At 46.5% G+C, this 14258-nt stretch carries 14 protein-coding genes; 5 read left to right on the top strand and 9 right to left on the bottom strand.

The window, feature by feature from the left end:
- Nucleotides 1-273 precede the first annotated feature (273 nt).
- Nucleotides 274-1518: a dipeptidase gene (locus ACLIIY_RS21230; protein WP_434529337.1), complete on the top strand. Its 1245-nt coding sequence runs from the start codon at nucleotides 274-276 to the stop codon at nucleotides 1516-1518.
- Nucleotides 1519-1579: 61 nt separating this feature from the next.
- On the opposite strand, the gene ACLIIY_RS21225 is transcribed toward ACLIIY_RS21230, so the two are convergent.
- Entirely contained in the window at nucleotides 1580-4003 is a 2424-nt protein-coding gene (locus ACLIIY_RS21225; RefSeq protein WP_434529336.1) for a formate C-acetyltransferase/glycerol dehydratase family glycyl radical enzyme, read from the bottom strand.
- 2 nt (nucleotides 4004-4005) lie between these two features.
- Nucleotides 4006-4935, bottom strand: a complete 930-nt coding sequence (locus tag ACLIIY_RS21220) for a glycyl-radical enzyme activating protein (RefSeq protein WP_434529335.1) — start codon at nucleotides 4933-4935, stop codon at nucleotides 4006-4008.
- A gap of 254 nt (nucleotides 4936-5189) precedes the next feature.
- On the opposite strand from ACLIIY_RS21220, the gene ACLIIY_RS21215 reads away from it, so the two are divergent.
- Nucleotides 5190-5864 (top strand): fructose-6-phosphate aldolase, encoded by a 675-nt coding sequence (locus ACLIIY_RS21215; protein ID WP_434529334.1) that lies wholly within the window; start codon nucleotides 5190-5192, stop codon nucleotides 5862-5864.
- A 108-nt stretch (nucleotides 5865-5972) separates the two neighbouring features.
- On the opposite strand, the gene ACLIIY_RS21210 is transcribed toward ACLIIY_RS21215, so the two are convergent.
- The 5 genes from ACLIIY_RS21210 to ACLIIY_RS21190 all read right to left on the bottom strand — a co-directional run bounded on the left by ACLIIY_RS21210 (nucleotide 5973) and on the right by ACLIIY_RS21190 (nucleotide 10087).
- On the bottom strand, nucleotides 5973-6107 hold the full coding sequence (locus ACLIIY_RS21210) for a hypothetical protein (RefSeq protein WP_434529333.1): 135 nt from the start codon (nucleotides 6105-6107) through the stop codon (nucleotides 5973-5975).
- The gene (locus ACLIIY_RS21205; protein ID WP_434529332.1) at nucleotides 6104-6532 is read right to left on the bottom strand and encodes a DUF2809 domain-containing protein; all 429 of its coding nucleotides are present in this window, start codon (nucleotides 6530-6532) and stop codon (nucleotides 6104-6106) included. The genes ACLIIY_RS21210 and ACLIIY_RS21205 overlap by 4 nt, the downstream gene beginning before the upstream one ends.
- Nucleotides 6519-7859: a cell envelope integrity protein CreD gene (creD, locus tag ACLIIY_RS21200; RefSeq protein ID WP_434529331.1), complete on the bottom strand. Its 1341-nt coding sequence runs from the start codon at nucleotides 7857-7859 to the stop codon at nucleotides 6519-6521. Before creD ends, ACLIIY_RS21205 begins: the two co-directional genes overlap by 14 nt.
- Before the next feature lie 75 nt (nucleotides 7860-7934).
- A complete protein-coding gene (gene creC, locus ACLIIY_RS21195; RefSeq protein ID WP_262665819.1) occupies nucleotides 7935-9377 on the bottom strand; it encodes a two-component system sensor histidine kinase CreC in 1443 nt (480 codons plus the stop codon).
- On the bottom strand, nucleotides 9377-10087 hold the full coding sequence (locus ACLIIY_RS21190; RefSeq protein WP_434529330.1) for a response regulator: 711 nt from the start codon (nucleotides 10085-10087) through the stop codon (nucleotides 9377-9379). Before ACLIIY_RS21190 ends, creC begins: the two co-directional genes overlap by 1 nt.
- Nucleotides 10088-10347: 260 nt before the next feature.
- Between ACLIIY_RS21190 and ACLIIY_RS21185 the strand changes: the two genes are divergently transcribed.
- Nucleotides 10348-10860: a DUF2799 domain-containing protein gene (locus ACLIIY_RS21185; protein ID WP_009706451.1), complete on the top strand. Its 513-nt coding sequence runs from the start codon at nucleotides 10348-10350 to the stop codon at nucleotides 10858-10860.
- Nucleotides 10861-10895: 35 nt separating this feature from the next.
- Here the strand turns inward: ACLIIY_RS21185 and ACLIIY_RS21180 are convergent, their stop codons facing one another.
- Both ACLIIY_RS21180 and ACLIIY_RS21175 read right to left on the bottom strand, forming a co-directional pair.
- On the bottom strand, nucleotides 10896-11354 hold the full coding sequence (locus ACLIIY_RS21180; protein WP_434529329.1) for a GNAT family N-acetyltransferase: 459 nt from the start codon (nucleotides 11352-11354) through the stop codon (nucleotides 10896-10898).
- Between the two features lie 89 nt (nucleotides 11355-11443).
- The gene (locus tag ACLIIY_RS21175) at nucleotides 11444-11914 is read right to left on the bottom strand and encodes a GNAT family N-acetyltransferase (RefSeq protein ID WP_270050908.1); all 471 of its coding nucleotides are present in this window, start codon (nucleotides 11912-11914) and stop codon (nucleotides 11444-11446) included.
- Nucleotides 11915-12046: 132 nt separating this feature from the next.
- Between ACLIIY_RS21175 and ACLIIY_RS21170 the strand changes: the two genes are divergently transcribed.
- Both ACLIIY_RS21170 and yidZ read left to right on the top strand, forming a co-directional pair.
- Nucleotides 12047-13237 (top strand): MFS transporter, encoded by a 1191-nt coding sequence (locus tag ACLIIY_RS21170; protein WP_434529328.1) that lies wholly within the window; start codon nucleotides 12047-12049, stop codon nucleotides 13235-13237.
- Nucleotides 13212-14183 carry an HTH-type transcriptional regulator YidZ gene (gene yidZ / locus ACLIIY_RS21165; protein ID WP_434529327.1) on the top strand — a complete coding sequence of 324 codons (972 nt, stop codon included), beginning with the start codon at nucleotides 13212-13214 and terminating at the stop codon, nucleotides 14181-14183. Before ACLIIY_RS21170 ends, yidZ begins: the two co-directional genes overlap by 26 nt.
- Nucleotides 14184-14258 lie beyond the last annotated feature (75 nt).

Below are 14258 nucleotides of genomic sequence, written 5' to 3'. Positions count from 1 at the left end.
AAAAAATAGGACACGTGGCGCAAAATGCACATTTTCATATTCCTAACTGGCTAAGATAACCACATCGCTTGAGTGAAGCTAAGGCAAAAAATTTGAGCCATAGATCGTATTTCACATCAAGTTTCCGTTATCGCTTAGAGATTGGCAGCAAGAACGTGAGTTTTGACTAATATTCAATTAGTTGAATTAAACCGTTAACGACAAAAGCCATCTCTAAACGCTAGATGCCCCCATCAAAATAAACGGACTTACACTCACTATTGAGAGGTTACTATGATCAAGAAAATGTCATTGGCAGCAATCACTATCGCCGTATCAATGGGCTCCGCTTACGCCAGCGTAGAAAGCAAAACGTGGCCAGCCTCAGACAAAGCGAAAGCCTTTGTTCAAGACACCATTGTGATTGGCATGCTAGCAAGCCCTTATGGTGCTGGCTGGACAGATGATCAACAACTTCTCGATTACTTCCAATTAGCACGCGATAACGGCATTACTGGCCATGAATACACAATTACTGCGGCTGACCATAACTTTGATGACTTCATCTTCCACCATCACAAGCACCGTGCTGCCATGGCGAAAGAACCAGACAACTTTATTGTTGCCCATTCCAACCAAGACATTGAGAAAGCGCACGTAGAAGGCAAAACCGCCGTTCTTTGGAATAGCCAAACTGCCACCATTTTGGAAGAAGACGTGACTCGTATGGCGCTGCTTAAAGACATGGGTTTGAAAAGCATGATCTTGGCGTACAACGATATTTTTCGTACCGGTTCAGGTCAATTAGCCGCCTATAATGGCCGCGATATTGGCTTAACACCTTGGGGCCAATCGGTGATCGATGAGATGGTGAAATACCGTGTAATTCTGGACTTGAGCCATACCGGTTCCAAGACCGCCAATGATGCGATGGATTACATGGAAAAGAATCATGCCGGAACGCCATTTATCTACTCTCACTCAGTCCCTGCGGGTTTGTATAAGAGTGAACCCGATGCGACACCAAAAGGCTGTTATCGTGCAATCCCTGATGATGAAGCAATTCGTGCTGCGAAATCTGGCGGCTATGTATCACCAACCTTTACCGAGTGGATGATGGATGGTGTATGGCCTGAGGACATTTCGCCAAAGCAAGCGGCAGATATGATTGATTACTATGTGAAATTGGTTGGCGTTGACCATGTTGGTATCGCAACCGATGACATGTTCTCAACAAAAGGCGTGGTCGATTTTGCGATGAAAAATGCCAAGATGTATGACGATGGCGGCTACATGATTGACGCCTTCAACAAGGGCGCAACAGGTAACGGCGAACTATCCAAAATCTTAGCCGCTATTACCGATGACTTGTGGGCACGAGGCTATAGCAACGAAGACTTGGCGAAGATTTACGGCGGTAACAAGATGCGAGTTTACGCCCAAGTTTCCGAGGGCGTTGACCCAAAAGCGTTCCAAGAGCAGTATGCAAAACGCTTGGAAATGCTAACAAAAATGCGCCACGAGCATATGGGTAAATAAACTCAGACCAAAACGCAAAAAGGCACCAATCGGTGCCTTTTGTTTTACTTAGTGAGTCTACTTACAGCTCATGCTCAGTACGTGCGATGATGTCGTCTTGAGCATCTGGTGATAGCGCAGTAAAGAAAGCTGAGTAGCCTGCGACTCGTACAACCAGATCACGATATTGTTCAGGGTTCTTCTTCGCTGCTAGCAAGGTCTCGCGAGAGACGATGTTGTACTGCACGTGCCAACCTTTGTGGTGGTTGAAGAAGGTGCGAATCAACATAGAAAGCTTGAGTTTATCCCCTTCAGACTCAACCGCTGCCGGGCTTAACTTCTGGTTAAGTAGCACGCCTCCAAGGATCTTGTTCGCTTGGATTTTACCGACTGAGTTGTACACTGCCGTTGGACCTAAACGGTCTGAGCCAGATGACGGGCTTGCACCTTCTGCCAATGGCGTTTTCGCTTTACGACCGTCTGGCGTTGCCATAGTTGAAGCGCCAAATGGGACGTTTGCCGAGATACTTGATGTACCTGCGTAGTAACCGCCGCCAATTGGACCACGCCCATGACGCGTATTAACGAACTGTTCTAGCTCATCAATGTACACTTGGTACGCGTCTGCGAGCAGTTGGTCTACCGCGTCATCATCGTTACCGTATTTTGGTGCAAAGTTGATAAGACGTTGGCGAAGCTGTTCGTTCTCCATGCCGTCGAAATCTTCTGCCAATGCTTTTGCCAGCTCTGGCTGAGTGATTTGCGCGTCATCGAAAACAAGGTGCTTGATGGCGGCTAGGCTGTTACCCAAGTTTGCGATACCGACTTGCAAACCAGATACCCAATCGTATTTCGCGCCACCTTCTTTCACGGTTTTACCGCGAGCCAAACAGTCATCCACCAGCGTTGAACAGAAGATGTCTTGTGCCTGCTGTTCAAGCACGCTGTCCACTACCGTATCAATCTCAATCGATTTACGGGTGTAGTAGCGGATTTGCTCTGCCCAAGAAGCCGTCACTTGCTCAAAGCTCTCAAAGTTGCCTTTTGCTAATGACTTATCGTGCGGCAAGAAAGCTTTACCCGTTGTTGCATCCATACCTTCATTCAATGAAGCGAGCAGGATGCGAGCGAAGTTAATGAAGCTCATGCCCGTACAACGGTAACCCCATTTGCCCGGAACCGCCGTCTCGATACAGCCGATAGATGCGTAGTTGTAAGCGTCTTCTTTCTCTACACCAAGCTTGATGAATTCAGGAATAACAATCTCGTCGTTGTTAAAAGCTGGCATGCCGAAGCCGCACTTAATCACCTCGATACAGCCCATTAAGAACTCTTGGTTCAAACCTTCGTGGTAACGCACACTCAGGTTAGGTTGCGTCGAACGCAACTGACCACAAGATTCCAGAATCGCCCAAGAAAGGGGATTCACTGCGTCTTCTGGCTCACCCTTTTCATTCAACTTCTGACCGCCAATACACACGTTTTGGTACAGTGGAGAACCTGCGGATGCTTTCGAGTGCGCGCCAGAGCGAATCTTGTTTACTTCAAGCAGCTTCAACCAGCAGCTTTGTAAAAGCTCTAGTGCAAAGTCTTTTTCGATCGCGCCGTTTTCGATATCGCGAACATAAAATTCGTTTAGGAACTGGTCCATACGACCAAAAGAAACCGAGTGACCGTTCGATTCGATTTGTAACATCAACTGAACGAAGTAGCTCAATTGCAGTGCTTGCCAGAAGTTTTCTGGTGCGTGGCTCGCGACATGACGACAGTTTGCCGCAATGCTTTCTAACTCAGCTTTGCGCAGCGGGCGCGTCTCTTCTAACGCCATTTTTGCCGCCAATTCAGCGTAGCTCACCATGTGATCTTGAATCGCAAGCAGTACGATTTCGACTGATTTATAGAACTGCTCTTTCTTCAAGCCTTCAAAGGTCGAAACATCATTGTTAGCACGGTGCAGACGAACATCCTCTAGCAAGCCGTTCATGCCTAGCTTCAAGATTTTTTCGTTATCCACCGCAAGGTGCGCGTCACCCGAAGTCATGTTGCCTTCAGCTTTAATGATGGTGCTGGCTAAGATTTCTTGCTGCTCATCAGTGAACAAGCCATAACAACGGTCTTGAACGGTTTTACCGCGCCAGTACGGTGTGATGCTGTGGATGCTTTGCTTATCTTCTTCAGTGACCGCAAAGCCTGCACCAGGACGGTCGGCTAGCTCATCAATTTCCGCTTCAATCCAACGTACAGTGTATTCTGGGAAAATAGGCGCAGCGCGCACTTTGCTCGCTTGGTTACCGACAATCAACTCATCGTGTTTAATCCAAATCGTACGAGTGCGTAAGTGCTCTTGCAGCGCCAGCGCACGTTGCACAATCACAGGTTTGTCTTCGTTTGCTTGATAAGCACGAGTGTATGCCTCTGCACGCTCGGTACAGACAGGTGGCGTTACGATATTTACCAGTGCCGATTTGTGCGCTTTGATACGCTCAGGAAGGTAATTCAGGTCCATAGTTAACCTCTTACAATCACGTTAAGTTGGGTGTTTTCGCTTGCGTATTGCATGGCGCTTTCTAGCAGTTCTGGTTTGTTTAATGGCTTGTCAGAACACTCGTAAGGCATATCGAGCAAACGGTATTTATTGATGCCGAGCGTGTGGTACGGCAGCAAGTGAAGTTCTTGGCAGCTTTCTAGTGAAGCCGCAAAATCGATGATGTCTTTCAACTCTTCGATGGTGTCATTGAACCCCGGCACAACGGGAACGCGAATCACAATGCGCTTCGCGATAGGTGCCAGTTTTCGGAAATTGTCTTTGATGCGTTTTAGTGAACCTTTCGCCCAGCTAAGAAACTTCTCTTCATCGGTGTGTTTTAAATCCGCCAACCAGCAATCAATATATGGCGCGGCTTTTTCAACGTTCTTCCACGGCACATGCATGCACGATTCAATAGCGGTAGAGACTTGGTTGTCATGCAGACGCTGCGCGAGTTCTGCCACCAAATCCGCTTGCATGAGTGGCTCACCACCGGAGAAGGTCACGCCACCTTGGCTTTGGTCGTAGAAAGGTTTGTCTTTCATCAAGGTGTCGAACAGCATGTCTGATTTCGCCTCTTCACCGCAGACGGTCAGTGCTTGCGTAGGACAGACGTTTCGCAGCGCGATCAGTTGGTCTTCTTTGATAGCTTTGCGATTGATGATGATCTGGTTGTCGATGCGTTGAATACCATCACCCACCGTTTCAATACCCGCTGTGGCTTGATACGCAGAAACGCACAGCTGGCAACCTTCCATACAGCTTCGCTGATCAAATAAGAGTGAATGCTTTTCGCTGCGGCTTTCTGGGTTTTGACACCAAGGGCAAGACAAGCTGCATCCTTTAAGAAAAAGAATGGAACGAATGCCATCGCCATCATGGGTAGAGAATCGTTGAATATTGAAATACATCTCTGCTTGCCTCTTGGTCTGTGCTACCGCTGTGTACTTAATCCGTTTCTTGCTGGTTAAGTCTTATGAGCGGCTTTTCTTTGTTCGAACTGAAAGCTTCATTTGAGCGTTTACAAGTTTCACTTAACTTTCATTTAATGAAATTATTATAGTTTCAAATGAAATTTCAATTGATCAAAATCAAGATCTCGTTCGATTGTCAGATCTATAGTGATCCCATCATCAAAACGAAGATTTTGTTTAAGGTAGAAACCATGATTGAACTTTATTTAGATACTGCTGATGTGGCAGAAGTAAAACGCTTTAACCAGTGCCTACCGCTAAAAGGCGTGACGACAAACCCAAGCATTTTGGCGAAGTCAAAACAGGGACTAAATGAAACCCTAGCAGGCATGCAAGAAGCACTTGGCGGTACACCTCGCTTTCACGCTCAAGTCGTGAGTTCAACCGTCGAAGGTATGCTGGCAGAAGCGCGCCAACTGAATGAATTGCCTTACGATATGGTGGTAAAAGTGCCAGCAACAGAAACCGGCTTAGCTGCAATTAAGCTAATGAAAAAAGAGGGAATTCAGGTTCTTGCTACCGCTATCTATTCAGCTCAACAAGGCTTCCTTGCAGCACTGTGCGGTGCAGACTACCTAGCACCTTACGTAAACCGCATTGATGCGATGAACGGCAACGGTGTTGAAGTGGTCGCGGATCTTCAATTGTTGCTCGATCAAAACCAATTACCAGCGAAGATTTTGGCAGCCAGCTTCAAGAACACTCAACAAGCGATGGAGGTGATGAAACTGGGTATCGAAGCCATTACATTACCAACTGAAGTGGCGGCACAAATGTTCGCACATCCAGCAGTAAAACCGGCGGTTGAACAGTTCGATAAAGACTGGAATGAGACGTTCGGCGATAAACTTTCATTTGAAAGCTAATTAAAAGTAAAAACTCAATATTTTAGTCAACAATAATGGAATCTTAACTCACCCTGTGCGCCGGTGAGTTTGAGATTCCCTTTTGTATTTCAGATAAAGAGGTGATGTTTACAGCAGTTCTCTGTTGGTCAGTGACCAAAGGTACACGCGCTTGAGTAAACTGATTTTGAACCTCTTACGAATACCTCGTTTGGAATTGCGGAGTCGGTTTGGTAGCGCAATGGCTTTCATCTCGTTTTTCATTTCTTTTCCATCCACCAACACAGTAGACCTCCGATGCAGTAAGCCAGCAGATCTTTCCAATCAAATGTGGCACCCAAAATTACAGCCAGAGGCGATGAAGATTCGATACCAAGCCAAGCTGCGACCTGAAGCAATTGCCCCAACTCGACGGCAAACGCAATCAACACCACCAATGAAACCAGCCAGTTAACGGGCATAGAGAACATACTTGCAAGAAAGTAGTAGAGCCAAACCACAACCAGAACATCACCAAATGTCGGACGAATAAAGCTGTCTCGAACATAGAGCGCAATAACGACCAATGCGATAAAACACACCAAGCTTTTGAGTCCATTTTCTGCAGAAAATCGCAGGTGGATAGCGGACGTCTCTTCCACCATATCGCTTGGCTGACCAGTGAGAGTTGCTCGCTTAAACGTCTTCATGATTCGCCTTTGCACTTTCTTCTGCTTTCTTGTTTCGTGCGTACCAGTCGACGTTGCGTGTAATGACCATAGTGAAGCTCAAAATCGCGAAACACAGTAATGTCCCCATGACCAATGCGTAACTCTCTGCTTGTAGCAAGCCAAACAGTAATCCGTAGAGAGTGAGCAAACACGCTCCGAATATCGCGCCGTGCTTGGTGTTGCTCAACATACCGCTCACGTACACACTTAAAAGCCCGGTCGATGCAACTGCCGACACCACATATGCCCAGTTAAAGCCGAGGTGTTCACTCATCGAAATCAGCAACAGATAGAAAAGCGCTAAAGCCAGACCAATAAAACCGTATTGTACTGGGTGAATCGGACGCGCCTGGAACAGCTCCAGCAAGAAGAAACTCGCAAATACTAATGTGATAACCAATAGTGAATAGTTCACGGCTCGGTGAGACTTCAAATAGTGGTCCACGGGATCAATCAAATCTACGCCCATTTGTCGCTGTTCAAGCTCGTGACAAGCGTGATTCGATGACAAACAGCTTTGGAACAGCTGCGCGATATTGGTTGAGAAGTTGTTGCTCGCCCATTGCGCGTTAAATCCATCTTCAGATACTTCTGATGACACCGGTAAGTAATCACCGATAAAGCTTGGATGCGCCCATGTTGAAGAGAGCTCCACTGTTGTTTGACTGCCAATTGGTGTGACTTGAAGCTGTCCCATCCCTTGTAGCAAGAAGTTAAGATCGAATGCCAAAGGTTGTGTTGGGTTTAGGTCTGCAAGTGTCAGATCACTATGGAAGCCTTGTGGTAACTGATTTAACCCCGTTCCCGGTGCGACTTCGATATCAGAGCTCGCCATGGTCATGTCATCCAAACGAATCAATCCACGGCTGTCTTCAATGCCAACGACTAGGCTCATGTTGTCAATATCAAGCCCCTGCAACGCCGCGAGATCGTCTGCATCAAAAGTGCCTTTCAGTGCCACTTGTGCTTTGTATAAACGCGCGCGGTAAATGCCTCGGTACTTTTCAAAACTGTCCAGATTCGCGCTCATATCAAAAGTGCTAGGTAGGAGGAATTTACGACGCTCTTTAATCTGTACTTTGTCATCTCGGTAACTGGTTTCGGTGTAGTTAACCATGATGAATGGACCAATGATGCGCTGTTCGCCGCTGCTGCTGCGTGCGATGTCGTTTCTGACTTCATCTTGGCGATATGAGCGTTCTGAGATCAGTCCTGTGACCATTGAAAGCGGGATTTGCAGTAAGACAAACAAAAACAGCACGAAAGCGAACTTCGTGCCGAGTTGGTTATTGAGGATCTTTTTCATGTTTCATTCTCCATTTGCTGATGGGAGTAATCTAAATCAGCAATTTGGAGAACGAATGGAGCTAATGTGGAGTTTCTATGGAGTTGGTAAAATCAGGGTCACTTTCACGCCAGAATCGACGTTTTCGACTTGCAACTTACCTTTGTGTAGCTTGGTCACTTGCTCAACAAAATTCAGCCCGAGCCCAGTGCTCTTAACGCCATTTTCCCGAGCAAGGGAATAGAAGCGCTCGGTCAAACGAGGCATCGCATAGTCGGGAATATGAGAACCTGAATTGAAAATCGACAGGCACACTTTCTCTTTCGTGACCTCAGTTTTCCATTCAATACGGCCCTCTGAATGAACAAAATCCAGCGCATTGTCCATCAAGTTAAAAACGGCTTGTTTCAGCAAGAAGGCATCACCAAACACGGAGAGATGGTCATCAATTTGGATTTTGGCAGTGACCGACTTAGCACTCAAGCGCGCATCCGCCGATTCAACCACTTCATTGACCATTTGTTTTAGCGAGATAGCTTCGACTTGTTCTAGCTCAGGGCGCTTTTCAAGACGAGCAAGTTCGAGCAACTTATCAATCAATGACTGCATGCGGTCGCTTTCTCGCTCAATGTTGCCAGCAAAGCGCGTGACCTTTTCTTCAGGCAACGGCATTTGCAATATTTCACTCGCGCCTTTAATCGCTGATAACGGGCTTTTCAGCTCATGAGTCAGCGTCTGTACGTACTCTTCCACATATTGTTTACCATCGAGCTGATTGCGCATTTTCTCCAATGCGTCGCTTAGCGTGCCGTACTCATAAAAGATACGAAATGTCGGCTTAGAGACCTTTTCACCCTCACCCATTTTGGTCGCGTAGTCTTCTAGCTTGTTCAGTGCCGAGTGAATTCGCCAAGCAAACAATGCCCCTGCCAATAGCACTAAACCACTCATCCACACCATCCAAAACAATACATTGCGTTTAGAAAGATCGATGAAAGGTTGTACTGAGCGATTGGATTTTGCCACCGTTACGCTGCCAATGATTTCACCTTTGTGGTAAATGGGCGCAGCCACGTGCATAACGGTTGAGAGCGGATCTTTCGGGTCTTCGATGGTACTGCGCGCGCCGTATTGACCACGCAACGTGAGATAAACATCGTTCCATTGCGAGTAGTCTTTGCCTACGTCTTGCTGCCAAGAATCCGCAATCACAATGCCTTGTTTGTCGGTAATGTAAATTCGATGGTTGATCGCTTTTTTGCCAATTTCCCAAATGCGCGCTTGAGGCTCTCGCTGCCCATAAGCCGCTAATAGTTTGGAGAAGCGACTCTCAGACAACTTTCCGTTTGCAACGTCCTCTTCTGCCAATACCGCGAGCAAGTTCGCCATATCCACCAGCGTCTCTTCAGTGGTTTGACGCACGGTTGGCTTGAGTTCTTGGACGACCGTTTTGCTCACCATGTAAGCCGTCATCCCGACTAAGATGAAGTAGAGAAAAAACAGTCTGAGTCCAAGCGGGATCTTCGGCCAGCGATTCATCATTCACCTTTAATGCAGTAGAAGTAACCAAAGCCACGCTTGGTACAGATACGTTCAGACATCCCAAACGGCTTCAACTTATGGCGAATAGCTTTGATGTGGGTATCGATATTGCGCTCGTACGCAGCCTCTGGCGCCATGTCTGCCGCGATCATAAGTTGCTCTCGACTCAATACATTAGAAGAGACGGAGATCAGCTTATCGAGGATCTTAAATTCGACCGCAGTTAACCCAAGCATTTGCCCGCCAACACCATAATCGAAGTTTTGCGCAACCAAATCATGGCTCAATTGAGGTTGTTCTGGAACAGCCACAGGCTCTGGTTTGTGCTCCATCATTGGCGCTTTAGCTTTGATTCGAAGTTTAATGCGAGCCAACATTTCACGCGGGCTAAATGGCTTAGTCACGTAATCATCCGCGCCAATCTCCAAGCCGACTACGCGGTCAATTTCATCGCTTCTTGCGGTGAGAAAGATAATGGGAATATCAGAAAACTCACGGATGGTTTTACATAATTCAAAACCATTGCCATCCGGTAAGCCTACGTCTAACACAAGTAACGCTGCAGAGTTATGCTGCAAAAAGGCCAAGCCCTCTCCTGCCGTTGCAAACCACTCTGCGTGGTAGCCATCCATCTCTAATACATGAATCAGGTTCTCTGCGATGGCAGATTCATCCTCAATAATGACGACGGTTGATTGGTCGCTCAATGTTCTAACCTCACTGACGATACTTGTTTAGATGCACATCTTGTTCACTTACTTTGGCGCAAAGGCTATCGGATTGATACCACAAAGGCAAAATCCGTGAATAATATTAATCAAACACCCTCTCAGTCAGCGTGGTGAACTTATCACTCACACTGATGAGTCACTACAATTGTGAATACAATGATTTCAACCATTGATATGAACAGTGTTCATTTTACACTCGAGTTATCAATTCGATTTTGTTTAAAGGACAGTAACTGATGAAAAGAGCGCTAATCCCCCTAGCTTTACTCACTTTGCTCTCTGGTTGCGCCAGCATGTCTCCGGATGAGTGCAAGACGGCGAACTGGTACAAGGTAGGTTATCAAGATGGCCGAGACGGCAACGATCCAAACGTTATCAATAGCTATACCGAAGACTGTGGTGAAGCGGGTGTGACACCAGACCGAGCGAAATGGAAAGAAGGTTTTGATAAAGGCACTATCCAATATTGCTCACCAGACAATGGTTACACTGTCGGTATCGAAGGCAAGGAATACTACGGTGTGTGCAGCAGCAAAGAATTCATTGAAAACTACCAGTTAGGTCATCAAGAATATCAACGCCAGCAACGCATCCAAGAGATCGATACTGAAATCTCGGTCATCGATAATCAACTTGATGGCAACCCAGACAAAGACAATGCTAAACGTCTGAAAGAGAAGAGAAAGCGATTGGCTGACGAGCGCTCAGACCTCTTGTCGCCAACCATCAACTTGAATCTGAATTTCTAACTCAATTGGATTTAGCTTCTAAAAAATTAATGGCCCTAACTCAGTTCTAGGGTCATGAATTGGCTGTTTGGATCGAGTTCGTAATCCCCGAACGGCTCGCAGTACACAAAGCCATGCTTTTCATACAACAGGCGCGCAGGTTTAAAAAATTCCATCGAGCCCGTTTCTAAACTCAAGCGCTGCAAGCCTTTTTGCTTCGCTTGCTCAATCACATGAATCAATAATTGAGAGGCCACACCTTGGTTTCTTGCCGCTGGCGTAGTGCGCATGGATTTCAGCTCCGCGTGTTGGCCATCCAACTCTTTAATCGCAGCACACCCAAGCAGTTGTTCACCCTTCCATCCAGTCCAAAATGTCACTTCTGGTGCTTTGAGCTTATCTAAATCTAACGCATGCACACTCTCTGGTGGCGACGTGGCGTACATGTCTTGCAAATGTTCTACTAGCAATGCAATGACTGCTGTTCTTTCTAAATTGTCGACTTCAATGTTCACATATCGTCCTTGAGCGTTTGTGCTTATTCATTCAATAGCATTGAATTTATTGCATAACTTTAGCCGATACAATCTTTTACTCCGCCTTTTTACAACCGCTGGCGCATAATGTGCTGAGGCCCAACCGGACCACCATGATACAGCTCATTAGTATCTTCAAAACCTGCTTTCAAATAGCACTGATAAGCCGGTACATTGCGGCAATTAACCGTCAAATAGAGAAAATCAAAGCTCGGAAAATGCAATTTCGCATAATCAGCAAATTGGCTGATGGCTCGCTTGGCAATGCCTTTGCCTTGATGACGATGATCCAACAATAACCAACGCACGCCTAAGCTCTTTTCCGGACAGAAGTCGTAATTCTCACTGTATCCCGCATCAAAGACAAAAAAGCCGACCACTTGATCATCCAATAAGATCAAATGCGCTAGCTCTGTCGGTTTAAGACTTTCCAATAACTCAGGAATATTTGCGACTGTGTATTGGACTTGATCCTCTAAGACTTGCAGCTCAAGGGTTTGCTCATGACGGCATGGCGTGTACTTTTCAATGGTAATCATAATCATCCTTGCTGTTTTTATACCCATTTCATACAGGGTATGTCGTAAATGGAAAAACCTGCTGTCGTATTTCCCACTCGCAGGCAAACGTTTAGCACACTATTATCCTCATCAACTGTTAGTGAGGTTGTCATGTTTCGTTTTCTGCTTTGTAGTTTCTCTCTTGTTTTACTCTATCCTACCGCCATTGATCTTTATCTTGTAGGTTTGCCTCAAATTGCCGCGGATTTAAACGCCAGTGAATCACAATTACACATCGCGTTTTCTATTTATCTTGCAGGTATGGCAACCACCATGTTGTTTGCAGGAAAAATCGCCGACTCCGTTGGCCGTAAACCGGTGGCGATGGTAGGTGCAGCCATTTTTATTGCAGCATCATTGCTTGGCGGAATGGCAGAACAATCCAACACATTTTTAATCGCACGTTTTGCACAAGGTATTGGGGCAGGCTCTTGCTATGTGGTTGCATTTGCTATTCTGCGCGACACATTGGATGACAAACGCCGTGCGAAGGTGCTGTCGATGCTTAACGGCATTACCTGCATTATTCCTGTTATCGCCCCCGTTGTTGGCCATCTCATTATGCTCAAATTCCCTTGGCCAAGCCTATTCACCACAATGGCTGGCATGGGTGTGGTGGTTTGTTTGCTTTCGACCTTGGTGCTGAAAGAATCAAAACCTAGTGCATTGCCACAACAAAGCACCGCTTCAGCTTCTACCCAAGAAACGATCGCAGAGCGCTTTTTCATTAGCCGACTCATCATTACGGCCATCGGCGTGACCACCATTCTTACCTACGTGAATGTCTCTCCAATGCTGGTGATGGGCGAACTTGGTTTTGACCGTGGCGGCTATTCTTCTGTCATGGCAGGCACTGCATTAGTCAGTATGATCACTTCTTTCTCTGCGCCATTGGCTTTGTCTTACTTTAAGCAACGTACTCTGATGCTGACTTCGCAAACCTTGCTTGTCAGTGCCGCGATGGTGATTGGTTTTGCTCATCTAAACCAATGGGGAATCCCATTTTACTTATTCGGATTTGGGCTGATTTGCGCTGGCTTCTCGATTGGCTTTGGCGTGGCCATGAGTCAAGCGCTCAGCCCTTTCTCTCTGCGTGCTGGTGTAGCAAGCTCACTACTGGGTATCGCTCAAGTATGTTGCTCTGCCCTCTACATCTGGTTTATGGGGTTCATCGGCGTTAATGCGCTGAATATGTTGGTGTTTGTGTTAGCTATAGGTGGCGCAATCAGCTTGGCTCTAATACTATTTATTCCTAAGCCTGCTCATGAAAGCCACTATGAAGAAATCACTAGCCCGTCTTGATCTCAACTTGTTGTTCACTCTGCAATTGCTGCTGCAAGAGCAGAGTGTTTCCAAAACATCGAAGAAGTTAAACGTCACGCCGTCAACGGTAAGTAAATCGCTTAATAAGCTTCGTGACTGGTTTGATGATCCTCTGTTTGTGAAAACACCGAAAGGATTAGCACCCACTCCATTAGCGCAAAGCATGGAGCAAGATCTGGCGGAATGGCTACAAATTGGCAGCCAAATTGCGGAGAAACGCAGCGATATAGCCCCCAAAGGCGTGCGCTTTGATCTGACTATTGAGTCACCTTTAGTGCTGACGATTCTTGATGATCTTCTTGTTGCAATCCACCAGCGCTACCCAGATGCGAAAGTCAAAACCAGTAACTGGGATTACGATTCACTCGATGCGATTGTGCGGGGCGAGGCAGACATCGGCTTTACCGGCAGAGAAAGTCATCCTCGCTCGAAGGAATCACTCGACCTGCTTCCCTACTTCCTCGATTTTGAAGTGCTGTTCTCAGATTTACCTATGGTGTACCTGCACAAAGATCACCCTGCTTTGGAGCAGGAATGGAACCTTGAGACCTTTTTGAGTTACCAACACATCAATATTGTTTGGGAAAAGAGTGAGACGTGGGCACTGGACGAAGTGTTGAGTGAACTTGGTTTAGAGCGCTCCATTGGCTTAACCATGTCGAGCTTCGAACAGTCTCTGTTTATGGCCGCGCAACCACACCACAATATGCTGACCACAGCGCCGCAATACTGTGAGAGTTACACCAAGAAGTTGCATCCAGACTTGGTGTGCTTACCCATTCCTTTAGAGCAACCACAACAAGAAAAACTGCTGATCCCGTTCACCATGATCTGGCACAAACGTAATGCGTACAACCCCAAACTGGTATGGTTGAGAAACACCATCAAGTCGCTTTATGGGGAGAAGAGCAGCAGCAATACGTGATTGCTTCTTCCACACATTACTGATAAATTTCGCGCGTTTTTAACCCTATTTTCAAGGAGGTATTTCCAATGATTC

It is taken from the genome of Vibrio sp. K4, from assembly GCF_051122595.1.
Classification (GTDB): Bacteria; Pseudomonadota; Gammaproteobacteria; order Enterobacterales; family Vibrionaceae; genus Vibrio; species Vibrio owensii.
Note: the sequence above shows the minus strand (reverse complement) of the source record. Positions and strands in the feature narration are given on the sequence as shown.